Raw genomic sequence first — 21,842 nt, 5'->3', positions numbered from 1 at the left:
ATGACCAATGCATTGCTCATGCCCAAACTCGGCCTGACCATGACCGAAGGGTTTTTGGCGGAATGGAGCGTCAAGCCGGGCCAGGCGTTCAAGGCCGGCGACAGCCTGTTCGTGGTGGAAACCGACAAAGTCGCCACCGAAATGCCAGCCGAAGCCGATGGCGTGCTGGACAGCATAGCAGTAGAAACCGGAGCTACTGTGGCCGTCGGCGTGATCGTTGGTTATTGGCGCGGCACCGGCGTTGCTGCTGATGCGTCCGCAGCAACGCCGCCACCGACGAAATCTGTTGCGACCGTTGAGGCGAAGCCGGCAACGAGTGCAGGTATTGCCGGCGCGCGGGCGCAGCTATCGCAGCATGTCGTGGTGGTACCGGCAGCCGCAGGCCGGATCATATCGACTCCGTTGGCGCGTCGCATCGCGGCTGAACGCGGCATCGCTATCGCTAGCGTAACGGGATCGGGACCACGCGGCCGCATCAAGGCCGCTGATATACCGGCACAGGCCAGCGCACCGAAGCTAGTGGCGGTCCCCGCAGTTGCAAGCGCGGCGGCTGGTCGCGATATGGGAATCAGCAGCAGCCCGGATTCGATCCAGCAAACCACCGCACGGCGCCTGACCGAAGTTAAACAACAAGTGCCACATTTCTATCTGGCGGTCGATGTCGAGGTTGACGCCTTGCTGCAGTTACGCAAGGAGCTCAATGTCGTGCAACAGGCCGCATCGCGCCTGCCATTCACGCTCAATCACTTTGTGCTGGCGGCAGTCGGGCGCGCGTTGGCAGATTTGCCGCAAGCGAACCGGATTTGGGCCGATGGCAAGATCGTCAGTTTCCGCAGCACAGACGTTGGTGTTGCCGTCAATACCGACCGCGGTCTGCTGGTGCCGGTGCTGCGCGATGCCGGTCGCCAGAGTCTGGATCAGCTCGGAGACCAGGCGCGGCGGTTGGTTGATGGCGCCCGTAACGGCAAGCTGACGCTGGCCGACACTGGCGGCGGCGCTGTCACGGTATCGAATGCCGGCATGCATCAGGTGCGTTACATGACACCCATCATCAATCCTGGCCAGGCCATGATCCTCGGCGTCGGCGCTATTGGCGGCGTGTTTCGTCCCGACGCCGAAGGGCGGCCGTCGCTACGGCAGGAAATGGGGCTGGTGCTGGCGGCCGACCATCGCATTCTAGATGGCGTATCCGGTCTTACTTTTCTTAGTCGCGTCACTGCTTACCTGGCGCAACCGATGACGCTGCTGGTCGGTGTTTCACATCCAAACGGAGAATAAAAAATGGATTTTTCTTTATCAGACGAACAGCAGATGATGGTCGAAACCGCACGTCGTATCGGCACCGAATTCGGCGTCGAATATTGGCGTGAACAAGATGCTGCGAAGGCCTTTCCGCATGCCATCTGGAAGGCCATCTGCGATGCTGGCCTGTGCGGCGTAGCATTGCCGGAACAATATGGCGGCAGTGGTCTCGGCATGTTCGACATGGCGCTCATTGTCGAGGCGCTGTCGGAAGCCGGGGGCGGGGCCACTTTGGGCCAGTTGTTCATGGTCAACCCGATTTTCGGCGGCGTTTCGGTCTCGCGTTTCGGTTCCGAGGCACAAAAGAGCGAATGGCTGCCGCAAATTATTGCCGGCAAGATGCATTGCTGCATGGCGCTGACGGAACCGGACGCAGGCAGCAATACGCTGGAGATCCGTACTTTCGCGAGCCCCGACGGCGATGGCTGGCGCCTCAACGGTCAGAAGATCTGGATCACGGCGGTACCGACTTCTCACAAGATGCTGGTGGTAGCGCGTACGCTCAAACAAGATCAGATCAAGCGCCGCACCGAGGGCATCAGCATGTTCATGATCGACACCGACCGCGCCGGCATTAGCCATACGGCCATCGACAAGCTGGGTACCCATACCTTGCCGTCGAGTTCTGTGTTTTTTGATAACGTCAGAATCAAGCCGGATGAATTGCTCGGTACCCTGGACCACGGCTGGAATGAATTATTGGATGTCCTCAATACCGAACGCATCGTGACCACCGCCGGTCTGGTGGGGGCGGGCAGGCTGGCAATTAATCTCGCGGTGGAATATGCCAATCAGCGCAAAGTATTCGGCGGCAAACCGATCAGTTCCTATCAGGGACTGCAGTTTCCGTTGGCGCAGGCGTATGCCGAACTGGAATGTGCACGTCTCATGAACCGTCGCGCAGCCACCTTTTGCGATGAGGGAAAACCGTATGGCAGCGACGCCAATATTGCCAAGCTGATCGCAGCGCAAGCCGCCGCCGACGCCACCGAACGTTCCATGCAAACCATGGGCGGCATGGGATATTCCAAGGAATTCCACGTTGAACGACTGTGGCGCGACGCGCGCTTGTTCCGGTTTGCACCGGTGGCGGAAGAGATGGTGCTCAATTTCATCGCCATCCATGATCTGGGCATGCCAAAGTCATATTAATAAAAAAATAATAATTCGGAGACAAAGACACTGTCATGGTTAATCTCAGCGCCCATATTCTGTATCACGCCAGCCGCACGCCGGATCGGCTGGCGATCATTTACGAGCGGCAACGCGTCAGTTATGCCGATCTGGCCGATCGGGTATTGCGCATGGCGGGCTGGCTACAAGCACGCGGCGTAGCGCCTGATCAGGTCGTGGCCGTGGCGATGAAAAACAGTACGGCTTTCATCGAGATCGCTTTGGCCGTCAGCCATATCGGAGCCATTTTCCTGCCGATCAATTTCCGGCTGTCCGCCGGGGAAATCGAATACATCGCCGACAACGCCGAAACAGTGTTGCTGTTTGCCGACGAAGAATATGCCGCGGTCGTTGCGGGCATCACAGCGGCCGTGCTGGTCGATGCGGCGGCACAGAGCGACAGCCGGGTCCTGTCGCAGGACGCTGCCACGGCGCCGATGGTGATACGCGGTTCGCAAGATCTGTTTCGCCTGATGTATACCTCGGGGACGACCGATCGTCCCAAGGGCGTGATGCATACCTATGACAACTACTACTGGAAATCGCTGGATCACATCGCGGCGCTGTCTCTGACCGCCGAGGAGCGCTTGCTGGTGGTGGGGCCGCTTTACCATGTGGGCGCTTTCGATCTGCCCGGCACGGCGGTGCTCCACCTCGGCGGCATGATACTGATCCAGCGCAATTTCGATGAGGCGGATGTTTTTTCCGCCATCGAGACGGAGCGGCTTACCGGCGCATGGTTTGCACCGGTAATGGTCGGGCGTTTGCTGGCGCACGAAAAATCTGGCGACTACGATCTGAGTAGTTTTCGCTGGGCGATCGGCGGTGGCGAGAAAACTCCCGAAAAACGCATTCTGGCGTTCAGCGAACTGTTCCGTAGCGGCCGTTACGTCGACGCCTATGGACTGACAGAAACCTGCAGCGGCGACACCATGATGGAAGCCGGCCGCGAAATAGAAAAAATCGGATCGACAGGTCGGGCCATGCCACATACGGCTATCCGTATCTGCGACGAGAGCGGCAATCCGGTAGTCAGCGGCGAGGATGGTGAAATCTGCTTGCGGGGCCCTAAAGTCACCCCGGGGTACTGGAAGGAAGAGGCCAAAACGCGTCAAAGTTTCTTCGGTGACTGGTTCCGCACCGGCGACCTTGGCCATCTGGACGAAGAAGGATTTCTCTACCTGACGGATCGCAAGAAGGACATGATCATCAGCGGCGGTGAAAATGTCGCCTCGTCAGAAGTCGAACGCGTGATTTTCATGTTACCGGAAGTTGCCGACGTCGCAGTTATCGGTTTACCCGACCCTCGATGGGGAGAATGCGTGGCGGCAGTCGTGGTGCTGCAAAGCGGGCGCAGCCTGGATCTGCCGACGTTGGCAGCGTTCTGCCGTACGCACATGGCAAGCTTCAAAGTGCCTAAACATCTGATCCTGCGCGAGCTGCTGCCGCGCAATCCGAGCGGCAAGATTCTCAAGCGCGTCTTGCGCGATGAGCTGGCCACCACCGCGACATGAAAAGTAAGGAATACAACATGAGTTTGACTACGCAACTGGCTGGGCAGTTTGATCTGATTGTGCTGGGCGGTGGACCGGGTGGCTATGTCGCCGCGATTCGGGCTGCGCAACTGGGATTGAAGACGGCGCTTGTCGAACGTGAGCATCTAGGCGGCATATGTCTCAACTGGGGATGCATCCCGACCAAGGCATTGTTGCACACCGCGAGCGTGTACCGTCAAATGCAGCATGCAGAGGACTTGGGCCTGCGCGCCAGCGGCGTGTCGTTCGATTTCAAGCGCGTGATCGGGCGTTCTCGCGAGGTTGCTGCGCGCCTCAATACAGGCGTTGGTCATCTGCTGAAGAAAAACAAGGTTCAGGTTTTCATGGGACAGGGGCGTCTTCTTTCGGCCGGCGTACTGGAGGTCAGCCAAGTCGACTCGTCGGGTGTCGCCGGTGGTAAACCGCTGATGCTGCATGCATCTCATATCATTCTGGCGACGGGAGCGCGAGCACGTGATCTGCCGGGCATGGCCGCCGACGGCGATCGCCTCTGGAATTACCGGCATGCATTAGCTGCCGATACGCTCCCCGAATCTTTGCTGGTCGTGGGCGGCGGCGCCATAGGTATGGAATTTGCCAGTTTCTATAGCCATATGGGCAGCAAGGTAACGGTAATTGAGGCAAAAGATAGAATTCTGCCGATTGAGGACGAAGATATTTCCGTCTTTGTGCAGAAGGCGTTTGAAGGGCAGGGCATGCGTATCTTGAATAACGCCACAATGACCAGGCTGACGTCGCATGCGAATGGGGTTCAGGTATTATTGCAACACGACAAAGAGCATATCGAGATTGACGTTGAGCGGGTGTTGCTGTCGGTCGGCATTGTCGGCAACACTGAGGGATTGAATCTCGCAGATGTTGGCGTGAAGGTGGAAGCCGGGCATATCGTTACCGACGCCTGGGGTTTTACCGGTGTTCCGGGGCTGTATGCTATCGGTGATGTTGCCGGGGGGCCGTGGCTTGCGCACAAAGCCAGTCACGAAGCTGTGGTCTGTATCGAACGTATTGCAGGGTATGGAAATGCCCATCCATTGCAGGCGACGCAGATTCCGTCTTGTACATATTGCCATCCGCAAGTCGCCAGTATTGGTCTGACCGAAGCGCAAGCCAGACTTCGTGGCGGCAAGCTGCGGATAGGACGGTTTCCGTTCGTGGCGAACGGCAAGGCGATTGCGCTGGGAGAAGCAAACGGCTTTGTCAAAACCGTGTTCGACGACGCAACCGGTGAACTGTTAGGGGCGCATATGTGCGGTCCGGACGTCACCGAACTGATTCACGGTTTTAGCATCGCTCAGACGCTGGAAGCGACAGAAGCGGAATTGATGGAAACAGTGTTTCCGCATCCAACCTTATCGGAAGCAATGCATGAAGCGGTATTGGCCTCTTATGACCGTCCTTTGCATTTTTAAATAAACTGATCGTGAATAATAATGGAAACAAAAAAGAAGCCAGGCCGTAAATCAACCGCCAGTTCCGCCGTCCCGGATCAGACACCGGAACATTGGAGCAAGGGGCGCAACCGCATTGAAAAATCAGAGTTGATTCGCAATGCCTTGTTGCAGGCGGCCGCTGAAGTAGTGGGCGAGCTGGGCTATGCTGAAGCATCAATTACGCGCATTACGCAAAAGGCTGGTGTGGCGCAAGGCACCTTCTACAATTATTTTGAAACTCGCCAGGATATTCTGGACGAGCTGCTGCCCGCCCTGGGCGCCAAGATGCAGCGGCACGTCAAAGATTGCGCATTAGGTGGACATAATTTTGCGGAGCTGGAAGAGCGCGGGTTTCTCGGATTCTTTTCTTTCCTCGAGCAAGAACCGCATTTTTTTCGCATCCTCAACGAAGCCGAAAGTTTCGCTCCAGTCGGCCATAAATCTCACTTCGATTCCGTGGTCAAGCAATACACGCATTTTTTGCAACATTCGCAAGAAGCGGGCGAATTTGCCAATTACGAATCCAAGGAATTTGAGGTCATCGTATTCATGTTGATGGCTGCACGCAGCTATCTCGCGATGCGCTATTTCTATGACGACACAAAGAAGCCGGGCTTGCCTGCGTGGGTCACGGAGACGTACATGAAGTTTGTCCGTTATGGACTGGAAGGCGTTCCGCAAAGCAGTGAAACCAAGCCAGCCGTGAGCAAAAAGAAAACGCGCAGCTGAGGTCTGGTTTCCAATTTCCCTTTTTTTTCTGAATGAGACTGACATGAAAGTATTGGTCCCCGTCAAGCGGGTAGTAGATTACAACGTCAAAGTACGCGTCAAATCCGACGGTAGCGGTGTGGACATCGCTAACGTCAAGATGTCGATGAATCCGTTTGATGAAATCGCGGTTGAAGAAGCTACGCGCCTGAAAGAGGGCGGTAAAGTCAGTGAAGTGATCGCTGTTTCCTGTGGCGTGACCCAATGCCAGGAAACGCTGCGCACCGCGATGGCGATTGGCGCCGACCGCGGCGTGTTGGTCGATACCGGGGACACCGATCTGCAACCGCTGGCGGTGGCCAAGTTGTTGGCGGCCGTAGCTGATAAAGAGCAACCGCAATTGATCATCCTCGGCAAGCAGGCGATCGACGACGATTGCAACCAGACCGGCCAGATGCTGGCTGCGCTTCTGGGCTGGCCGCAAGCGACCTTTGCTTCCAAGGTGGTGTTGGAAGAAGGCAAGGTTACAGTCACGCGTGAAGTGGACGGAGGCCTAGAAACCATCGCCCTGACGCTGCCAGCGATCATCACCACCGATTTGCGCCTGAACGAGCCGCGCTACGTGACGCTGCCGAACATCATGAAGGCCAAGAAGAAAAGCCTGAACGTGTTCAAACCGGCCGATCTGGGTGTGGATGTCGCGCCGCGCCTGAAGACGTTGAAAGTGGTGGAGCCAGCCAAGCGCAGCGCCGGCATCAAAGTACCGGACGTGGCGACGCTGGTAGCGAAGCTGAAGAACGAAGCCAAAGTAATCTAAGAGAGACTGGGGAACACACATGACCGCACTCGTCATCGCAGAACACGACAATGCCAGCCTCAAGGGCAGCACACTGAATACCGTCACCGCAGCCGCACAAGCAGGCGGTGACGTCCACATCCTGATTGCAGGCCACAATGCCAAGGCGGCTGCAGATGCAGCTGCCCAAATCGCGGGCGTGTCGAAAGTCTTGCTGGCCGACGCGCCGCAATTCGCCGACGGCCTCGCCGAGAACGTTGCAGAACAAGCGCTGGCTATCGCTAAGGACTACAGCCACATCCTGGCCCCGGCAACCGCCTACGGCAAGAACATCCTGCCGCGCGTGGCCGCCAAGCTGGATGTGGCGCAGATTTCGGAAATTACCAAGGTCGACAGCGCCGATACGTTCGAGCGTCCGATCTATGCCGGCAATGCTATCGCTACGGTGCAATCGACCGACAGCATCAAGGTCATCACCGTGCGTTCTACCGGTTTTGACGCTGCAGCGACCGGCGGCAGCGCAGCAGTTGAATCGCTGACCGCCGTGGCTAATTCCGGCAAGTCCAGCTTCGTCTCGCGTGAAGTGGCCAAGTCGGATCGTCCTGAACTGACTGCTGCGAAGATCATCGTCTCCGGCGGCCGCGGCATGGGTTCGTCGGAAAGCTTCAAGATTCTGGAGCCGCTGGCAGACAAGCTCAACGCCGCCATGGGCGCATCGCGCGCTGCAGTCGACGCAGGCTATGTGCCGAACGACTGGCAGGTCGGCCAGACCGGCAAGATCGTTGCGCCACAGCTGTACTTCGCCGTCGGTATCTCCGGCGCGATCCAGCATTTGGCCGGCATGAAGGATTCCAAGGTGATCGTGGCGATTAACAAGGATGAAGAAGCGCCGATCTTCTCGGTAGCTGACTACGGCATCGTCGGCGACTTGTTCGAAGTTGTCCCAGAGCTGGTCAAGCAATTGGGATAAGTTAAAAATACTGAACTCTTTGATTGACGGCGCCATTGAGCGCTGTCCGGTCATAGTGCAGCCTTGTAATAGTTTTCCCTTTAGATGGATTGATCCGAGGAGATCTCGTCATGTTCGCAGTCAACGCAATTGGATGGTTTATGTCAGGAGTATTTCTTGTTAACGTGCTGCCCCATTTAATTCGAGGCATATCTGGAGACAGATTTCCGTCCCCCTTCTCTAAGCCGCACGGAAAGAAACTTTCCCACCCAACACTAAACGTCATATGGGCGTTCATCAATTTGTCAATTTTTTTGACGATTTTCTATTTTAATCATTTTTCATTTACGGCGATTTACGGTTTAGTTATGTTGATCGGTGGATTTGCTATGGCAATCTATCTTTCTAGATACTTTGCAGGGAAAGACAAAGAATAGAGTGTGTTGATTTGCGGAGATGGGCCCGACACCTCCAGTGGGATCAAACGGTGTTTCATCCAATTTATGTGTGAAGGTTTGTCTGGACTGCCCCCTCGGGGGGGGGGCAGTCCACGATTTGGTTCGCGCTTTCAACGAACTTATCCGTAACCGCATTATCCTATGTGACCTAATGGCGCAAAAATGGCGCAAGAGCCGTAAACGGAAAAGGGCCAGCACGTAGCTGGCCCTTTTGTATTCTGGCTCTTCGCCCTGGACTCTAGCCAGAGATCTGCGGATTAACAGTTTTCCAACAGACATTATTGTTTCGGTTGGTAATGCCGATCGTTTGTTTTCGACTTTAATGACCTGTTTTCGACTTTAATTGTAAGGAATAACTGCCGCCGTAGTTAGCATCTTTGTTCTACGAGTCGGCGCGCAGTTAGCAACTTTGTTGGCCAGTTAGTATCTTTGTTCTGAAGGACCAAAGATGAAAGCGAACAATAAAGTCTGTCGGAAACGCGTTTCATAAGTATCTGATTTTTCTAGAAAAGAAAAATCAAGAAATCGACCGCAAAGTCTGTCGGGGCAACCTCGATTTTCAAGTTTTTAGTCGAAACGGACAACATAGTCTGTCGAGCCCTTTGTGGGCGCGGCTGACAGGGGTATTGCGCACAACTGCATTTTGAGCAGATTGCGTATGCCCGACTGGACTTCAAGGAGTTTTGTTAGCTGCTCTTGAATGAAGCTGCCTTCACGACAGCCAAGAGATTCAGAGAATCCTGCGGGACAGAGATTTCTGCAGCCGACCGCACATTGTATTATGAGCATAACTAATGATTCTATGAGATCAAATCATTTTTATTCATCGATGGCGCAGCATAAAATTCGTCTCCGCTCTCGACAATGTCAAGACTGCTGAATCAAAAAACCAGAAAAGAACACTGGAAAGTACTGAAAAAAACAAGAAATAACCGCAGGTTTTATCTCAGAAATTAGGGCGCCAGATCACAATGAGTAAAGAGTTTACATTTGCCATCAAGAGCATTTGTTTCGATGAAGATTATCGTCCTTCAGACAATACGCGTATCACAACCAACTTTGCTAATTTGGCTAGGGGAGAGAGTCGCCAAGAGAACTTGTGCAACACCTTCAGGATGATTGACAATCGTTTCAATGCCTTGGCGCATTGGGATAATCCCAATGGCGATCGCTATACCGTCAAACTTGAAATCATTTCCGTTGAGATGAATATTGATGGTGAAAGCAGTGGCAATGCCCTTCCTTTGATTGAAATATTGAAGACGAATATTGTTGATCGAAAAACCAACGAACGCATTGATGGCATCGTAGGGAATAATTTTTCCTCTTACGTACGAGATTATGACTTTAGCGTGCTGTTACTGGAGCACGCCAAGAATCAGCCCGAATTCAGCACGCCAGATAATTTTGGAGGCCTGCATGGAAAGCTGTTCAAGTGCTTCGTGAATTCAGACACTTACAAAGATCATTTCAATAAGCCGCCCGTGATATGTCTGAGTGTTTCGAGTAGCAAGACTTATCATCGGACTGAAAATCGGCATCCTGTATTGGGCGTTGAATACCAGCAAGATGAATATTCTTTAACTGACGAATATTTCAAAAAAATGGGGCTGAAGGTTCGCTACTTCATGCCTCCGAATAGTGCCGCGCCCTTGGCTTTTTATTTTGCTGGTGATTTGCTGGGTGATTACACCAATCTTGAGCTTATCAGCACCATCAGCACAATGGATACCTTCCAAAAGATTTACCGGCCTGAGATTTACAACGCGAATTCTCCAGCAGGAAAATCCTATCGACCAAGTTTGAAGCACCAGGATTATTCATTAACTCGCATTGTCTATGATCGGGAAGAGCGTAGCCGGCTGGCGATTGAGCAGGGAAGGTTTGTTGAGGAGAACTTTATCAAACCATACCAAGCTAGTCTTGAGCAGTGGTCCGTTAATTACGCTCTTTGAAGAATCAAAAACATAAGGTCATCTACTGTGAAAAAATTGTTACCCACATCAACTGCTGGCAGCTTGCCTAAACCCTCTTGGCTTGCACAACCCGAGACACTTTGGTCACCTTGGAAATTGCAAGATGAGGGATTGATCGAGGGCAAACAAGATGCTTTGCGTTTGTCACTGCAGGAACAGCAACACGCAGGTATTGATATCGTCAGTGATGGCGAACAATCGCGCCAGCATTTTGTTACTACGTTTATTGAACACCTCAGCGGCGTTGATTTTGAGAAGCGTGAAACCGTTAGAATTCGTGATCGCTATGATGCGAGCGTACCGACGGTCGTTGGTGCTGTTGCTCGCCAAAAGCCGGTCTTTGTTGAAGATGCCAAGTTCTTACGCCAGCAAACCAGGCAGCCCATCAAATGGGCTTTGCCGGGTCCCATGACGATGATCGATACGCTTTATGACAGCCATTATAAAAGTCGCGAAAAACTGGCTTGGGAATTCGCCAAAATCCTCAATCAAGAAGCCAGGGAGTTGGAGGCTGCTGGTGTCGATATCATCCAATTTGATGAGCCCGCATTCAATGTGTTCTTTGACGAGGTGAATGATTGGGGTGTGGCCACCTTAGAAAGGGCCATTGAAGGACTGAAGTGTGAAACTGCTGTCCATATTTGCTATGGCTATGGCATCAAAGCCAATACGGATTGGAAAAAGACGCTGGGGTCAGAGTGGCGACAGTATGAAGAAGCTTTCCCCAAGCTGCAAAAATCCAGTATCAATATAGTCTCACTGGAATGTCACAACTCTCATGTTCCAATGGATCTGATTGAACTCATTCGAGGTAAAAAAGTGATGGTAGGGGCCATTGATGTGGCAAACGACACCGTTGAAACACCCGAGGAAGTGGCCAATACCCTAAGAAAAGCACTTCAATTTGTAGATGCCGACAAGCTCTATCCTTGCACCAACTGTGGCATGGCTCCCTTATCTCGCGAAGTGGCAAGAGGCAAGCTAAATGCTTTAAGTGCAGGCGCAGAAATCGTCCGCAGAGAACTCTCGAACTAATTCTGAGGCGGGAAATGGCCGTCGTGAGCTGCTCGCGACGGCCAAACGCGGAGAATGGCGTGGGCGATTTGGCCGGCTTTGATCGATGGCTCGCTTTCAACATTGGCCAAGGCTGAAGTCAGGAAAAACTACCGGACTACTTTAGGCCTTCCTTAACACTTTCGAGCTGCACTCAGTATTTAGTACCTACTATGCCACTTTCTAGTTCTGCTATCGAGCCATTGCGCTTTCGCGAAGCGCTGGGGCACTACGCATCCGGTATCACGGTGATTACATCACACATGGATGGCGAGCCGATTGGCTTCACCTGCCAGTCGTTCCATAGCGTGTCGATGAGTCCGCCGCTGGTGTCATTTAGCGTAATGACCAGTTCGGTCAGCTATCCCAAAATTCGCCAGGCAGGTCGATTCGCAGTGAATATCCTGTCAGATGAGCAAGTCAGGATTTCCAACCAATTCGCTCGGCGAGGCACGGACAAGTGGCTCGGAATCGAATGGCAGGAATCGCCGCTGGGGAATCCGATCATTGTCGGTAGCCTGCACTGGCTTGATTGCGAAATTCATGCCGAACACGCCGCAGGCGATCACCTGATCGTGATTGGTGAAGTGAAAGCGTTAAACCTGCAAGAAGCTGCTGCTACGCAGCCATTGCTGTATTACAAAGGACAATATTGCAACCTCGCCGCGCATAGCTCGGTTTGAGCACTTATGTCCGCGCCCTCTTTTGGGCTTCAATCCATCGAGAGCCTTACCATCTCCGTGATTACTCCTGGCGCCGAAGCCGAAGTGCCACTACCTAGATGGGACGAGGTGGCGATCACCTTTAGTATTCCGGCGGCCTTATTTATCAGTCCGGGCTACTCGGTGGAGGTCATTGGTACCTGGCCAGCTATCATTCTCTGGAGCTCGATTCAGCGCCCTGCCGTCGAATCTTCCGGCTCGAACCATTCAGGCCAGGAACTGCGGTGCCTGTTGCCCGCTTCGATGCAAGGAATCAAGGTCTGCGCCAGCACAGGTAACTGATTGGCAGATTTGGCAATCCGGTATTTGACACTGTGCACGCACTCGCGGTCGGCAAATTCGCAACGGTTGAGCCGGGTACCGCCACAGGGGCCGTTCGCCAGGCCTTTAGGGCATGTCTCGGGGCACACGTAGAGGGTCTCCTGCAAGCGGCAGCTGCCGCAGGTATCACAGCCGACCAGCGGCCGTTTGACCGTCCGTTCGACAGCATGTAGCGCATCCGCAGCCACGCCGACCTTCCAGATCGGTCGCGTCATACCCCAGCCCAAAGCTCTGCTGAGCCATCCCGTGCGGCTGAAGAACTGGCCATGTACCATAGAGAGTAGCGCGTATCGCAGGCGCTCCCGGGGCGTGGCGGCGACATTGGATTGCCCCATTTCCCAGGCGCCGATTGCGGGGACGAAGCATACCTCGGGCGCCCCAGGCATCTGCCAACTTGCATGCCATCGTTCGATCCAATCGGTCAGTGAGGTCATGCTCTCCCGCTGCTCGGCGATCGCCTGCTCCAACGACAGCAGTTCGTCCAGCGTATGCACACCGCACACATGAACACCGGCATAGCCCATCAATTGCAGGCCCACTATCTGCAGAGCCAGGCGCTCGAGGCTTCGTGCGCTGGCATAGGCCTGGGATACCTGCTGCTCCCTGCCCAGCAGCTTGCGCATGGATTCGGTGATGACGATGCCGGGCACGGCCTGCAGAACGGCCGCGCGCTTGTCGCTCAGGCGCATCACGCAGGCCAGCATGGGTTTCATACGTACCTGAGCACGCATCCAGGTCTGGGCTTCAATATGCTTGGCGGCGTCGAAATCCAGTTGCAGGGTAAAGAAATCAGCGCCAGCCAGAAGTTTTTTCTGCCCCTTCAGATACTGTGCGCCGCCTTCTTCTTCGCGGTATTTGAACGGGTTCAATGCGGCGCCCAACAGCCAGTCCGGGCAGTGCTCGCGGGCGATCTGCAGCGCGGGTACCGACTCCAGATAGCGCACTGGCGCCTGATCAGGATGATGGCCTGGCAAGCGATCGCCACTGAGCAGCAACAATTGCTCCAGGCCACGAGCCTTCATCGACTCCATCTGGAGCAGCAAGTCTGCACGCTCGCGATCCTTGCCTGAAAAGTGCAGCAAGGATGAGGCTGGATCCCCCAATGCCCCAGCGCCTTCGAAGGGGCTCAAGTCCGAATGCAGGCCGACACGATCGGCGAAGGCTGGCAGTAACGGCCAGCCTGCCAGGTGCCCGCGTTGCACGATTTGCTCAAGCGCGACCAAGCGCACAGGGGACTGTTGAGGAACGACCTCTAGCACGCAGACGAAGCGTCTTTCGTTCAGCGCCTGTTTTAATTTACTCAAGACAGCTCGATACCTTGTAAATCAGAGGGGCGTCGTTGCCGCGACCTCTTGGCGACAGTACCGAGCAACGACGGCGATGATAGCCAGCAGCAGGCTGGCGGCATAGAAGAGGAGCAGCTGCGAGGCTGCCTCCATCTCAGCGCGGGAGCTCGCAGTACGGACACGCCCATAGCGACGTGCAATGCGGTAGCGGATAATTTTGACCCGTTGAATGATTTCCGGAGGCTGCGCGGGTAGCAAATCCATCTCGACTACGCAGACGTTTCCTGAAGACATGGCCGAAACTCAGTCTTCGGCCGCAGCATCTTCATCGCCGTAAAACTTGACGCCCAGCTGGATGCGTTCACGGCCGCTTTCCAGACGGTGCCGATTTGTGTCGCGCAAGGAGTAGACGCAACCGCAATATTCCTGTTGATAGAAGTTCTCGCGTTTGCTGATCTCGATCATGCGCGCCGACCCGCCGCCTTTGCGCCAGTTGTATTCCCAATAAAGCATGTCCGGATAGTGCGAAGCTGCACGCACGCCGCAATCATTGATCTGCTGCATGTCCTTCCAGCGCGAGATACCCAGCGAGCTGGTGATGATCGGGAAACCATGTTCATGGGCATATAGCGCCGTGCGCTCGAAACGCATGTCGAAACACATGGTGCAGCGGATACCGCGCTCCGGTTCATTTTCCATGCCTTTGGCGCGTTCAAACCAATTGTCGCGATCATAATCGGCGTCGATGAAGGGAATACCAAATTCTTCGGCAAAGCGGATGTTTTCCTGCTTGCGCAGTTCGTATTCCTTCAGCGGATGGATGTTGGGGTTGTAAAAGAAGACCGCGAAGTCGATGCCGGACGCCTGAATGGCTTCCATTACTTCGCCCGAACAGGGAGCGCAGCAGGAATGCAGCAGCACCTTCTTGTGCCCGCCGGGCAAGGTCAGCGGCTTGCGTTCGGTTGTGGATGCCATGAGAACTCTCCATGAAATTCGCCCGCCATCGCCGGACTGCGTAACCCAGCATTATCGCCCGTGGTTTGTCCTCATGAAAATGGATATGTTTTCATGGTTTTATGAGTAATATTCATAGAGCTTGCCACCAGGACGGATCAAGCGACGACGGGCCTCTTCGCCTGCTCGATGAAAGCCCGCAGATAATCGATGCTCACATCAGCCTCGCGCGCACCCAGGTAGATGTTCTTGGCAATGCCGTTCTTGCCGAGCCGAACCGGAACCACATCCATCGTGTCCGCGTATTCCTGCACCAGCCAGCGCGGCAGCGCTGCCACGCCGCGTCCGCTGGCGACCATCTGCAACATGATGTCGGTGGTCTCGATGGCTTTATGGCGCTTGGGCGTGATGCCTGCTGGCGTGAGGAACATGGTGTAGATGTCAAGACGATCCAGCGGCACTGGGTAAGTCACGAGTACCTCGTTGGTTAACTGTTTGGGCTTGACGTACTCTTCCTTGGCGAGCTTGTGGCTGCCAGCCACGACCAACACTTGCTCGTAGTCGAACACCGGCTCGAACACCAGGCCGGGCTTGTCCAGCGGATCGGGCGTGACCAGCAAGTCGATTTCATACCCGAACAAGGCGCCGATGCCGCCAAACTGGAATTTCTGCTTCACGTCCACGTCCACATCCGGCCACGCCGCCAGGTAAGGCGACACCACCTTCAGCAACCACTGGTAACAAGGGTGGCACTCCATGCCAATGCGCAGCGCGCCACGCTCGCCCTGAGCGAACTGGCGTAGGCGTTCTTCCGCCAATGCCAACTGCGGCAGCACCCGGTTGGCCACGGCCAGCAGGTATTGCCCGGCCTGGGTCAGGCGCAGGCTGCGGCCTTCGCGCAGCCAGATGTCGGTGCCCAGCTGCTGCTCCAGCTTCTTCATGCTGTGGCTTAAAGCCGACTGCGTCACGTGCAGTACGCCTGCAGCTGCGGTCAGCGAACCTTGCTTTTCCACCTCTTGCACGATGGATAAATGAATACGATCAAGCATAATAAATGAGTAAAATTCATGTTTTTCTAAGATGAAGCCATTTTACTTCATCATTTATTCTGCAGTAAAAAGAGCCCCCAATGCAGTAAAGACTGAGCGATTGGCTCTCAAGCTAACGGGAAGAAGAAATCTGCTATCGGTCGAGACTGTGTGCAAACACAGCGAGCTAGTCAGCTATTTTTCGATACAAGCGCCAAATCAATATTGCATATTTGACCGAGGTTTCGATGAAACGCTTTGTTCAGGGAATGGATCGCACGCAGAGCATCCTGCTACCAGAGCAGCTCGAAGAGTACGTCAGTGAAGATATCTGGTAGGAGTAACAAGCTTCAGCTATGGATAATAGACTGGCCCTCATGGCGGCGAGTCCTAAAAAAAGCCAACCGATGATGGTTGGCGTTTGGGAGACCACTCTAGATGGACGGAGGAAGTCGAGCTATTGTCACAAGGCTTTTTATTCTCTCTGTTCGCTGATCGGATATTCTTATAAGATCAGTCTTAAAGAAAATAAATGTCTCAGACTTTATTTGAATGTCTCAGACATTAATTGAATGTCTCAGACTTTATTTGCACGAAACAAAGATGAAAGCGAACAATAAAGTCTGTCGGAATCGGATTTCGTAAGTATCTGATTATTATGGGAAAGAAAAATCAGAAGATTGACGGCAAAGTCTGTCGGGGCAACCTCGATTATTAAACTTTTAGTCAAAACGGATAACATAGTCTGTCGAGCCCTTTGTGGGCACGGCTTTGCTAGGGTAAGCCGGTGGGGTGACAAGACAAATATCAGACTACCAAATGCCCCTTTTTCTCAGCAATACCGAGCTCCGCTACGATCCCAGAATTGAACTCAAGGTAATCAGCTTCGATCCCATCGCTGAAAATCACGCCGTTCTCTGGCATTAGTGATGTCATGCACAGCTGAGAATGCTGGGTAATCTTGCCGAATACCAGTGATGCAGCAGATGTATTGCTGGGAAACGGCTCACGTACTGTGAAATATAGAAAATCCGCATCCCACGGAGACTGTGTATTTTTAGCGTTCTCTGCCTTTTGTTTATTCGCAATCGCATTAGCACCGGCCAGCAAACTTTTCAGCCAGCCGGTTGAGCCCAAACCGGTTGAAACAATCACGCCGCTCGACGAGTGCTGCTCCTGTTTGTCATGCAGCTTGATTGTGTATCTGGCGGATGTATGTGATTTCGGTCCGATGAAAATATCATTCACGCCATACAGCGACTGGCCATTATTGAGTTGCGCCTTCGCCATGGTGACTTCCTTTATCTGGCGTTTTCCGCTAAACACTTCCGGTATGATCGTGCCGATATCGTTCACGTTGAACGGCAGCAGCACGCCGTCCCATCGCTTCGGATCCGGGTTGACGCCAATCAATGGATGGCCGTCCAGATACTTGAGCGTGTTGGCTACCAGTCCGTCTTGCCCAAGCGCCACGACAACGTCGCGCGGGCCGAACAGGAAATTGGAGAGAAAACCGCGATCGACAATCTGAACCCGGCCCAAGCTCTGCAATGTTGACTCTGTCTGACGCACGCAGCGCTGATAGTTCTCATGTTCGTTGAGATAATCCGAGAAGTCAGCACCTAGATGTTCGACGTAGAATTTAGCCTGGCTGATGGTATTGTATTTCGCAATGAGTTCTTCCAGCCTGGTCTTTCTTACGACCAGGATGAGTTTGTTTTCGGTTAGCCGTTCCATGATTTTTATCTCACAGGGCTGTCGATCACTTCGCGGAGCAGATCTGGCGTGATATTGAGTTGGCCGATCTTACCGGCTTTGTCGGCGAGCTCCTGGAACGCCATCGCAATCATTTGTCCAGGTTGCATGCCAGCCATCGCGAGCGCCTGTAGCAATTTGGGATCGACACCCTGGTACGCTTGCATTAATCCTTTTACTGAATAGGATTTTACATCTGCCTCGCGCTTGGCATTTTCCATTGCCAGCGATACCAGTTCGGTATTCTTGGCTTCCAGCGCAATTTTCGCTTCCATCTCGGATTGCTGCAGCTCGTGCTGCTTTTGTTGGATACTTTGTTCAGCATCCATTTGCGTTTCGCGAATTTGGCGCTTCTTAGCTTCCACTGCGATTTCCGTGTTCAGTTCATTTTCCTTGATGCGACGCTCCTGCTCAACGGCAGAATTGCGACGGGCATAAACTGCCTCGTCCGCCACCTTCAGAATTTGCTCACGCGCTTCAGCTTCCAGAGCCCTAGCGGTTTCTGGCGTCGGTTTGATTGCCAGGAAAGACAACCCAAGAATCTCGACGCCGAGTGCCTGCAGCTCACTATTGTCTTTTATTGCGGAGGCAACTTGCGTTGTCATGGTATCCGTCGCCCTCAGCGCATCACGCAGCGGCAATCTCTGTAAGCCCTTGCGGGTCAATACTTTTACCGCATTGATAATGCGTTGCGACAGTTTCGTTGGATCCTCAGAGATGTATTTCTGCGTGACCGGATTGATTGAGAAATCTAACAAAGCCCCAATTTTTTTAGGATCGCTAATACGATAGGTGACCTGTCCCTGGACAGTAATCTGCTGGAAATCAGCGGAGTTCTCGTCAAAGATAAAGGGAACGTCTTCACTCCCCATTGGGACCGCAACCATGGAGGTCGTCGGCGCATAGTAGAAAAAAGCCAGACCAGCGCCTTCGCGTTTAACGAGCCCGTTCTTGTATTGCAGTACATATGTTGTTGGCTGAACCTTGATGAACTTGACGCTGAACATGTTGAATCTCCCCTTATCAAATAAATCGACTTTGCTAATTGATGGCGATGTTGATCACAAGCCACGCTCTAGCAGTTGCAACTGCTGTTTAAATTTCGACTTCAAGCGGTAAAGCTGGGCGGGACGATGTGCACCGGCAGCTTCGAATTTCCCCTCGATCGCTTCCAGCATGTCCATCTCAGTGATCTTTCTGCGGAAACTGACCTTATTGATCGGTTCACCCATCAAGGCTTCATAAACACGCTGCAACTGGGGTAGGGTAAACGTCTCGCCGGCGAGGTAGCAAGGCAGCGACGAATACTGGCTCTTGCTGCGAAGGCGCGAGACGGCGGTTTCCACAATGAGGCGATGATCGAACGGCAATTTCACTTGCCGATCGACGCTGGTGAGCTTGACGTCGGGATGATTTGCGCGCTCGATGACATCGGAGGATACCAGTGCGTAGTACGTCACCGAAATCGACCATCCTCGTGGATCGCGTGCCGGACCAGAAAATGTCGCCAATTGCTCCAGATATGGCGCTTCAATCCCGGTTTTTTCTTTCAATACCCGCAATGCCGCGTCGCGCGCATCCCGATCCCCGTCGGCATGGATATACCCGCCTGGCAGCGCAATGACGTCTTTGAAAGGCTCACGATCTCGCTTCAAAAGCGCCACTTTGAGACCGTCATCCTGTAATGTCAGCAGAACCACGTCTACTGTGCAAATAACCTGATTCACTTGTTTCTCCTATCGAGTACCTGCTCCGTACGCTGATCGTGAAACCTTGGCTGGCATTATTGAGAATCCAATTAAGCTGGATGAAACAGCCAAATGAGTGTTGATGCTATTACTCGCAGCGAGCATTTGAAATCACTATAGCATAGTTAGTTGCAAAATTAAATTAAGTAATTTAGAATTGAATTAACTTATCGAGTTGAATAAGTCGAGGAGGATGAAAGAGCCGTTCCTAGGGTATGGCGCATCCAAGACTTGGGTCGTTTGGACATGGAGGGTACTTGAATCTCTCGCTAAAAAGTCGATACATGGGCGCGCTGGTCGGACTCGCGTGCGGCGATGCAGTGGGTACGACCGTCGAGTTTTCGCCAAGGGGCAGCTTTCAGCCGGTAACCGACATGATCGGAGGCGGCCCGTTCGGCTTGAAACCAGGACAATGGACCGATGACACATCCATGGCGCTGTGCCTGGCTGAAAGCCTGCTTTCTAAAGGCGCGTTCGATCCTGCGGATCAAATGGCCCGTTACCTCAACTGGTGGCATTGGGGTTACCTGAGCTCTACGGGTGATTGCTTCGATATAGGTATGACGGTGCAACGTGCCTTGGCACATTTCCAGATATCAGGTGATCCGTTCAGCGGCTCTTCAGATCCTGCCAGCGCGGGAAACGGTTCTCTAATGCGTCTGGCTCCAGTGGTCTTGTTTGCTTACCCGAATTTGCATTCTGTGCTTACGTATGCCGCCGACAGTTCTCGTACCACTCACGCGGCCCCGGAAGCCGTCGAAAGCTGCATATTGTTTGCGGAGATACTTCATGGAGCTTTGTCTGGTCGTGGAAAAGAAGAATTGATCAGCGAAATCAGTTTTATCCCATCAGAACCAAAATTGACCGCGTTGGCGACAGCGTCTTTCATTACCAAAGCTGAGGCAGATATCAGAGGCAGCGGATACTGCATTGATTCTTTGGAAGCTGCGCTGTGGTGTTTTTTCAATACAGACAGTTTTGACGATGCAGTACTACGAGCTGTCAACTTAGGCGATGACGCCGATACTACCGGTGCCATTACTGGGCAGATCGCGGGCGCATATTACGGTATTGAGGCGGTACCGCTCGCATGGGTTGAAAGACTCACTATGCGTGACGACATTGAAGGAATGGCGAATAATCTGTACGAACGCTTTTCCGGCAAGTGATGCATAACACTGCAGGTAAAACACAACTGAGTGTTACGTTGTTATACCCATGAGCACGAGTCTGTCTACGCCATTAATGTTCATCAATTGACCAAGGACGAAAGACAATGACGCAGACGGTCATGGCTGGCTGTATTTCTCGTCACGATGCCGTGTTGACCAAATTAATTAACGGAGTTGACTTCTTCAAGTTTAAGAGTTGTCGGTTTTGCTGGCGTTGCGGGAACTGCTGCATCAGCCGCAGCTTTCGTTGCAGTATTGGCTATTACCGCTGCCTTTGTAGCCGTATCGGCCGCAACAGCAGCCTTTGTAGCCTCAGTAGCTTTTGTAGTGGCCGTAGCAGCATTAGCCTTCGCTGCCGCATCAGCCGCTACTTTTGCAGCATTGGCAGCCGCAGTAGCAGCCTTCGCCGCAGCATCCGATTTCGCTGCCGCATCAGCAGCCGCCGTCGCAATTATTTGTGGGGCAGCGTTAGCATTTCGATCAATTTCATCTTTAGCATTTTGAAAACCATGATAGACGTTGACAATGTACGTCGGCTGGCCGATCTGTGTGCCTGAGATATCGCTAAGCATTAGCCCTGGTGTCGTCAAGCCGTAACCAAGGTATTGAACAGCGACTTTGTTTTTTGATCCGTTCAGACTGAAAAGGGCACTTGCAATTGATGTAAGGTCTGCGGTATTGCTAAGCCCGCTCAGATACATTTTGGCTCCAAACAAAGCAATGCTGCCGTATTCAGCTCCGTCTGCGTTACCCGCATCGTATCTGTACCTTCTGTACTCTTGAAACACGGTATTGGCGTTCTTGTTTGCGTCAATGTTTCCGATGCCCATTCCGTCTACCTTACTGGTGACCGATGTCACATCGTCGGTAAATCGCATTGTGGCATTTGGAAATCTGTTTGGACATATTGTATTCAAGTCGTTTTGCAATTTCAGGGCGCGTGCTCTTAGCGCATTATTGCTAGCTTCACTGGCTATTTTCGGGCGTATATCAACTATTTGCGGGCAAATATGCAGCGTTGAATTGTCTTGGTCGGATAACGCAACTTTGACTTTCTCCGAAATCGAATTGCCTAATTTTTTTATGGAATCTGAATCGAGTTCGATAGCAATCGGTATTGCCTATAAATGCCGCGTGAATAATGTACCGGAAAGCGCACTTGGAACGGCCATGAATGGCGCGTTAAAAGTGTACCAATCCTAGCCTGTAGTCTTATGTGCCTGAAGGTGCATAAGAAAGGCGGAAAGGATGTTTCCCGTGGACTTATACGTCAAAGTACGTCGCGCCGTGATGGTCGAGAACAAGAGTGAGCGTGCTGTTGCGCGCTACTTCGGCATCCATCGCAATACTGTCCGGAAGATGTGCCAGTTCGCAGCGCCACCCGGTTATCGGCGAACGCCGGCCCCGGTTTCTCCGACGCTAGCACCGTTTGTGGCGATCATCGACGCCATTCTG

Annotated in this window: 20 protein-coding genes and 1 pseudogene; 13 read left to right on the top strand and 8 right to left on the bottom strand. The window is 53.3% G+C overall.

Translation table 11 applies throughout. The annotated features are described in order from the left end of the window. From BM205_RS19980 to BM205_RS19930, 11 genes are all read left to right on the top strand, one after another. Complete coding sequence (locus BM205_RS19980; RefSeq protein ID WP_092416623.1) at positions 1-1,278, top strand: dihydrolipoamide acetyltransferase family protein; 1,278 nt, start codon at positions 1-3, stop codon at positions 1,276-1,278. A 3-nt stretch (positions 1,279-1,281) separates the two neighbouring features. Beyond that, positions 1,282-2,454 carry an acyl-CoA dehydrogenase family protein gene (locus BM205_RS19975; RefSeq protein WP_092416622.1) on the top strand — a complete coding sequence of 391 codons (1,173 nt, stop codon included), beginning with the start codon at positions 1,282-1,284 and terminating at the stop codon, positions 2,452-2,454. Between the two features lie 35 nt (positions 2,455-2,489). After that, entirely contained in the window at positions 2,490-3,989 is a 1,500-nt protein-coding gene (locus BM205_RS19970; RefSeq protein ID WP_092416621.1) for an AMP-binding protein, read from the top strand. Positions 3,990-4,006: 17 nt separating this feature from the next. Further along, positions 4,007-5,440, top strand: coding sequence for a dihydrolipoyl dehydrogenase (gene lpdA, locus BM205_RS19965; RefSeq protein WP_092416620.1), 1,434 nt, complete (start codon positions 4,007-4,009; stop codon positions 5,438-5,440). A gap of 21 nt (positions 5,441-5,461) precedes the next feature. Further along, on the top strand, positions 5,462-6,190 hold the full coding sequence (locus BM205_RS19960) for a TetR/AcrR family transcriptional regulator (RefSeq protein WP_092416619.1): 729 nt from the start codon (positions 5,462-5,464) through the stop codon (positions 6,188-6,190). A gap of 43 nt (positions 6,191-6,233) precedes the next feature. Next, complete coding sequence (locus BM205_RS19955; protein WP_092416618.1) at positions 6,234-6,986, top strand: electron transfer flavoprotein subunit beta/FixA family protein; 753 nt, start codon at positions 6,234-6,236, stop codon at positions 6,984-6,986. Positions 6,987-7,005: 19 nt separating this feature from the next. Continuing rightward, positions 7,006-7,935, top strand: coding sequence for an electron transfer flavoprotein subunit alpha/FixB family protein (locus tag BM205_RS19950; RefSeq protein WP_092416617.1), 930 nt, complete (start codon positions 7,006-7,008; stop codon positions 7,933-7,935). 110 nt (positions 7,936-8,045) lie between these two features. Continuing rightward, complete coding sequence (locus tag BM205_RS19945) at positions 8,046-8,351, top strand: hypothetical protein (protein WP_092416616.1); 306 nt, start codon at positions 8,046-8,048, stop codon at positions 8,349-8,351. Positions 8,352-9,343: 992 nt separating this feature from the next. After that, positions 9,344-10,327 carry a DUF1852 domain-containing protein gene (locus tag BM205_RS19940; protein WP_092416615.1) on the top strand — a complete coding sequence of 328 codons (984 nt, stop codon included), beginning with the start codon at positions 9,344-9,346 and terminating at the stop codon, positions 10,325-10,327. A gap of 27 nt (positions 10,328-10,354) precedes the next feature. Next, complete coding sequence (locus BM205_RS19935; RefSeq protein WP_092416614.1) at positions 10,355-11,383, top strand: methionine synthase; 1,029 nt, start codon at positions 10,355-10,357, stop codon at positions 11,381-11,383. Between the two features lie 191 nt (positions 11,384-11,574). After that, positions 11,575-12,084, top strand: a complete 510-nt coding sequence (locus BM205_RS19930) for a flavin reductase family protein (protein ID WP_092416613.1) — start codon at positions 11,575-11,577, stop codon at positions 12,082-12,084. A gap of 209 nt (positions 12,085-12,293) precedes the next feature. On the opposite strand, the gene BM205_RS19925 is transcribed toward BM205_RS19930, so the two are convergent. The 7 genes from BM205_RS19925 to BM205_RS19895 all read right to left on the bottom strand — a co-directional run bounded on the left by BM205_RS19925 (position 12,294) and on the right by BM205_RS19895 (position 19,194). After that, a complete protein-coding gene (locus BM205_RS19925) occupies positions 12,294-13,748 on the bottom strand; it encodes a methylenetetrahydrofolate reductase C-terminal domain-containing protein (protein WP_092416612.1) in 1,455 nt (484 codons plus the stop codon). A gap of 21 nt (positions 13,749-13,769) precedes the next feature. Continuing rightward, positions 13,770-14,024 (bottom strand): hypothetical protein, encoded by a 255-nt coding sequence (locus tag BM205_RS19920; RefSeq protein WP_139227339.1) that lies wholly within the window; start codon positions 14,022-14,024, stop codon positions 13,770-13,772. A 9-nt stretch (positions 14,025-14,033) separates the two neighbouring features. Then, on the bottom strand, positions 14,034-14,705 hold the full coding sequence (locus BM205_RS19915; protein WP_092416610.1) for an epoxyqueuosine reductase QueH: 672 nt from the start codon (positions 14,703-14,705) through the stop codon (positions 14,034-14,036). 137 nt (positions 14,706-14,842) lie between these two features. Then, complete coding sequence (locus BM205_RS19910) at positions 14,843-15,733, bottom strand: LysR family transcriptional regulator (protein ID WP_092416609.1); 891 nt, start codon at positions 15,731-15,733, stop codon at positions 14,843-14,845. Between the two features lie 786 nt (positions 15,734-16,519). After that, the gene (locus BM205_RS19905) at positions 16,520-17,449 is read right to left on the bottom strand and encodes a diacylglycerol kinase catalytic domain-containing protein (protein WP_217646066.1); all 930 of its coding nucleotides are present in this window, start codon (positions 17,447-17,449) and stop codon (positions 16,520-16,522) included. A 5-nt stretch (positions 17,450-17,454) separates the two neighbouring features. After that, the gene (locus BM205_RS19900; RefSeq protein ID WP_092416607.1) at positions 17,455-18,474 is read right to left on the bottom strand and encodes an SPFH domain-containing protein; all 1,020 of its coding nucleotides are present in this window, start codon (positions 18,472-18,474) and stop codon (positions 17,455-17,457) included. A 54-nt stretch (positions 18,475-18,528) separates the two neighbouring features. Next, the gene (locus BM205_RS19895) at positions 18,529-19,194 is read right to left on the bottom strand and encodes an NUDIX hydrolase (RefSeq protein WP_092416606.1); all 666 of its coding nucleotides are present in this window, start codon (positions 19,192-19,194) and stop codon (positions 18,529-18,531) included. A gap of 278 nt (positions 19,195-19,472) precedes the next feature. On the opposite strand from BM205_RS19895, the gene BM205_RS19890 reads away from it, so the two are divergent. Further along, entirely contained in the window at positions 19,473-20,384 is a 912-nt protein-coding gene (locus BM205_RS19890) for an ADP-ribosylglycohydrolase family protein (RefSeq protein ID WP_254783970.1), read from the top strand. A 164-nt stretch (positions 20,385-20,548) separates the two neighbouring features. On the opposite strand, the gene BM205_RS19885 is transcribed toward BM205_RS19890, so the two are convergent. Next, the gene (locus tag BM205_RS19885; RefSeq protein WP_092416604.1) at positions 20,549-21,265 is read right to left on the bottom strand and encodes a hypothetical protein; all 717 of its coding nucleotides are present in this window, start codon (positions 21,263-21,265) and stop codon (positions 20,549-20,551) included. Between the two features lie 379 nt (positions 21,266-21,644). Between BM205_RS19885 and BM205_RS19880 the strand changes: the two are divergent. Continuing rightward, positions 21,645-21,842: pseudogene (locus BM205_RS19880) on the top strand (IS21 family transposase); the annotation flags it as partial.

Source organism: Collimonas sp. OK307 (assembly GCF_900113705.1).
In the GTDB taxonomy this organism is placed as follows: domain Bacteria; phylum Pseudomonadota; class Gammaproteobacteria; order Burkholderiales; family Burkholderiaceae_D; genus Collimonas.
This window is presented reverse-complemented; position numbering and strand designations above follow the sequence as displayed.

Excerpts from the sequence above, each read along its gene's own strand:
- BM205_RS19955 (WP_092416618.1), top strand. The coding sequence starts at position 6,234 with ATGAAAGTATTGGTCCCCGTCAAGCGGGTAGTAGATTACAACGTCAAA.
- BM205_RS19900 (WP_092416607.1), bottom strand. The coding sequence starts at position 18,474 with ATGTTCAGCGTCAAGTTCATCAAGGTTCAGCCAACAACATATGTACTG.
- BM205_RS19970 (WP_092416621.1), top strand. The coding sequence starts at position 2,490 with ATGGTTAATCTCAGCGCCCATATTCTGTATCACGCCAGCCGCACGCCG.
- BM205_RS19945 (WP_092416616.1), top strand. The coding sequence starts at position 8,046 with ATGTTCGCAGTCAACGCAATTGGATGGTTTATGTCAGGAGTATTTCTT.
- lpdA (WP_092416620.1), top strand. The coding sequence starts at position 4,007 with ATGAGTTTGACTACGCAACTGGCTGGGCAGTTTGATCTGATTGTGCTG.
- BM205_RS19940 (WP_092416615.1), top strand. The coding sequence starts at position 9,344 with ATGAGTAAAGAGTTTACATTTGCCATCAAGAGCATTTGTTTCGATGAA.
- BM205_RS19930 (WP_092416613.1), top strand. The coding sequence starts at position 11,575 with ATGCCACTTTCTAGTTCTGCTATCGAGCCATTGCGCTTTCGCGAAGCG.
- BM205_RS19905 (WP_217646066.1), bottom strand. The coding sequence starts at position 17,449 with ATGGAACGGCTAACCGAAAACAAACTCATCCTGGTCGTAAGAAAGACC.
- BM205_RS19980 (WP_092416623.1), top strand. The coding sequence starts at position 1 with ATGACCAATGCATTGCTCATGCCCAAACTCGGCCTGACCATGACCGAA.
- BM205_RS19975 (WP_092416622.1), top strand. The coding sequence starts at position 1,282 with ATGGATTTTTCTTTATCAGACGAACAGCAGATGATGGTCGAAACCGCA.
- BM205_RS19920 (WP_139227339.1), bottom strand. The coding sequence starts at position 14,024 with ATGTCTTCAGGAAACGTCTGCGTAGTCGAGATGGATTTGCTACCCGCG.
- BM205_RS19915 (WP_092416610.1), bottom strand. The coding sequence starts at position 14,705 with ATGGCATCCACAACCGAACGCAAGCCGCTGACCTTGCCCGGCGGGCAC.
- BM205_RS19950 (WP_092416617.1), top strand. The coding sequence starts at position 7,006 with ATGACCGCACTCGTCATCGCAGAACACGACAATGCCAGCCTCAAGGGC.
- BM205_RS19910 (WP_092416609.1), bottom strand. The coding sequence starts at position 15,733 with ATGCTTGATCGTATTCATTTATCCATCGTGCAAGAGGTGGAAAAGCAA.
- BM205_RS19960 (WP_092416619.1), top strand. The coding sequence starts at position 5,462 with ATGGAAACAAAAAAGAAGCCAGGCCGTAAATCAACCGCCAGTTCCGCC.
- BM205_RS19885 (WP_092416604.1), bottom strand. The coding sequence starts at position 21,265 with ATGCGATTTACCGACGATGTGACATCGGTCACCAGTAAGGTAGACGGA.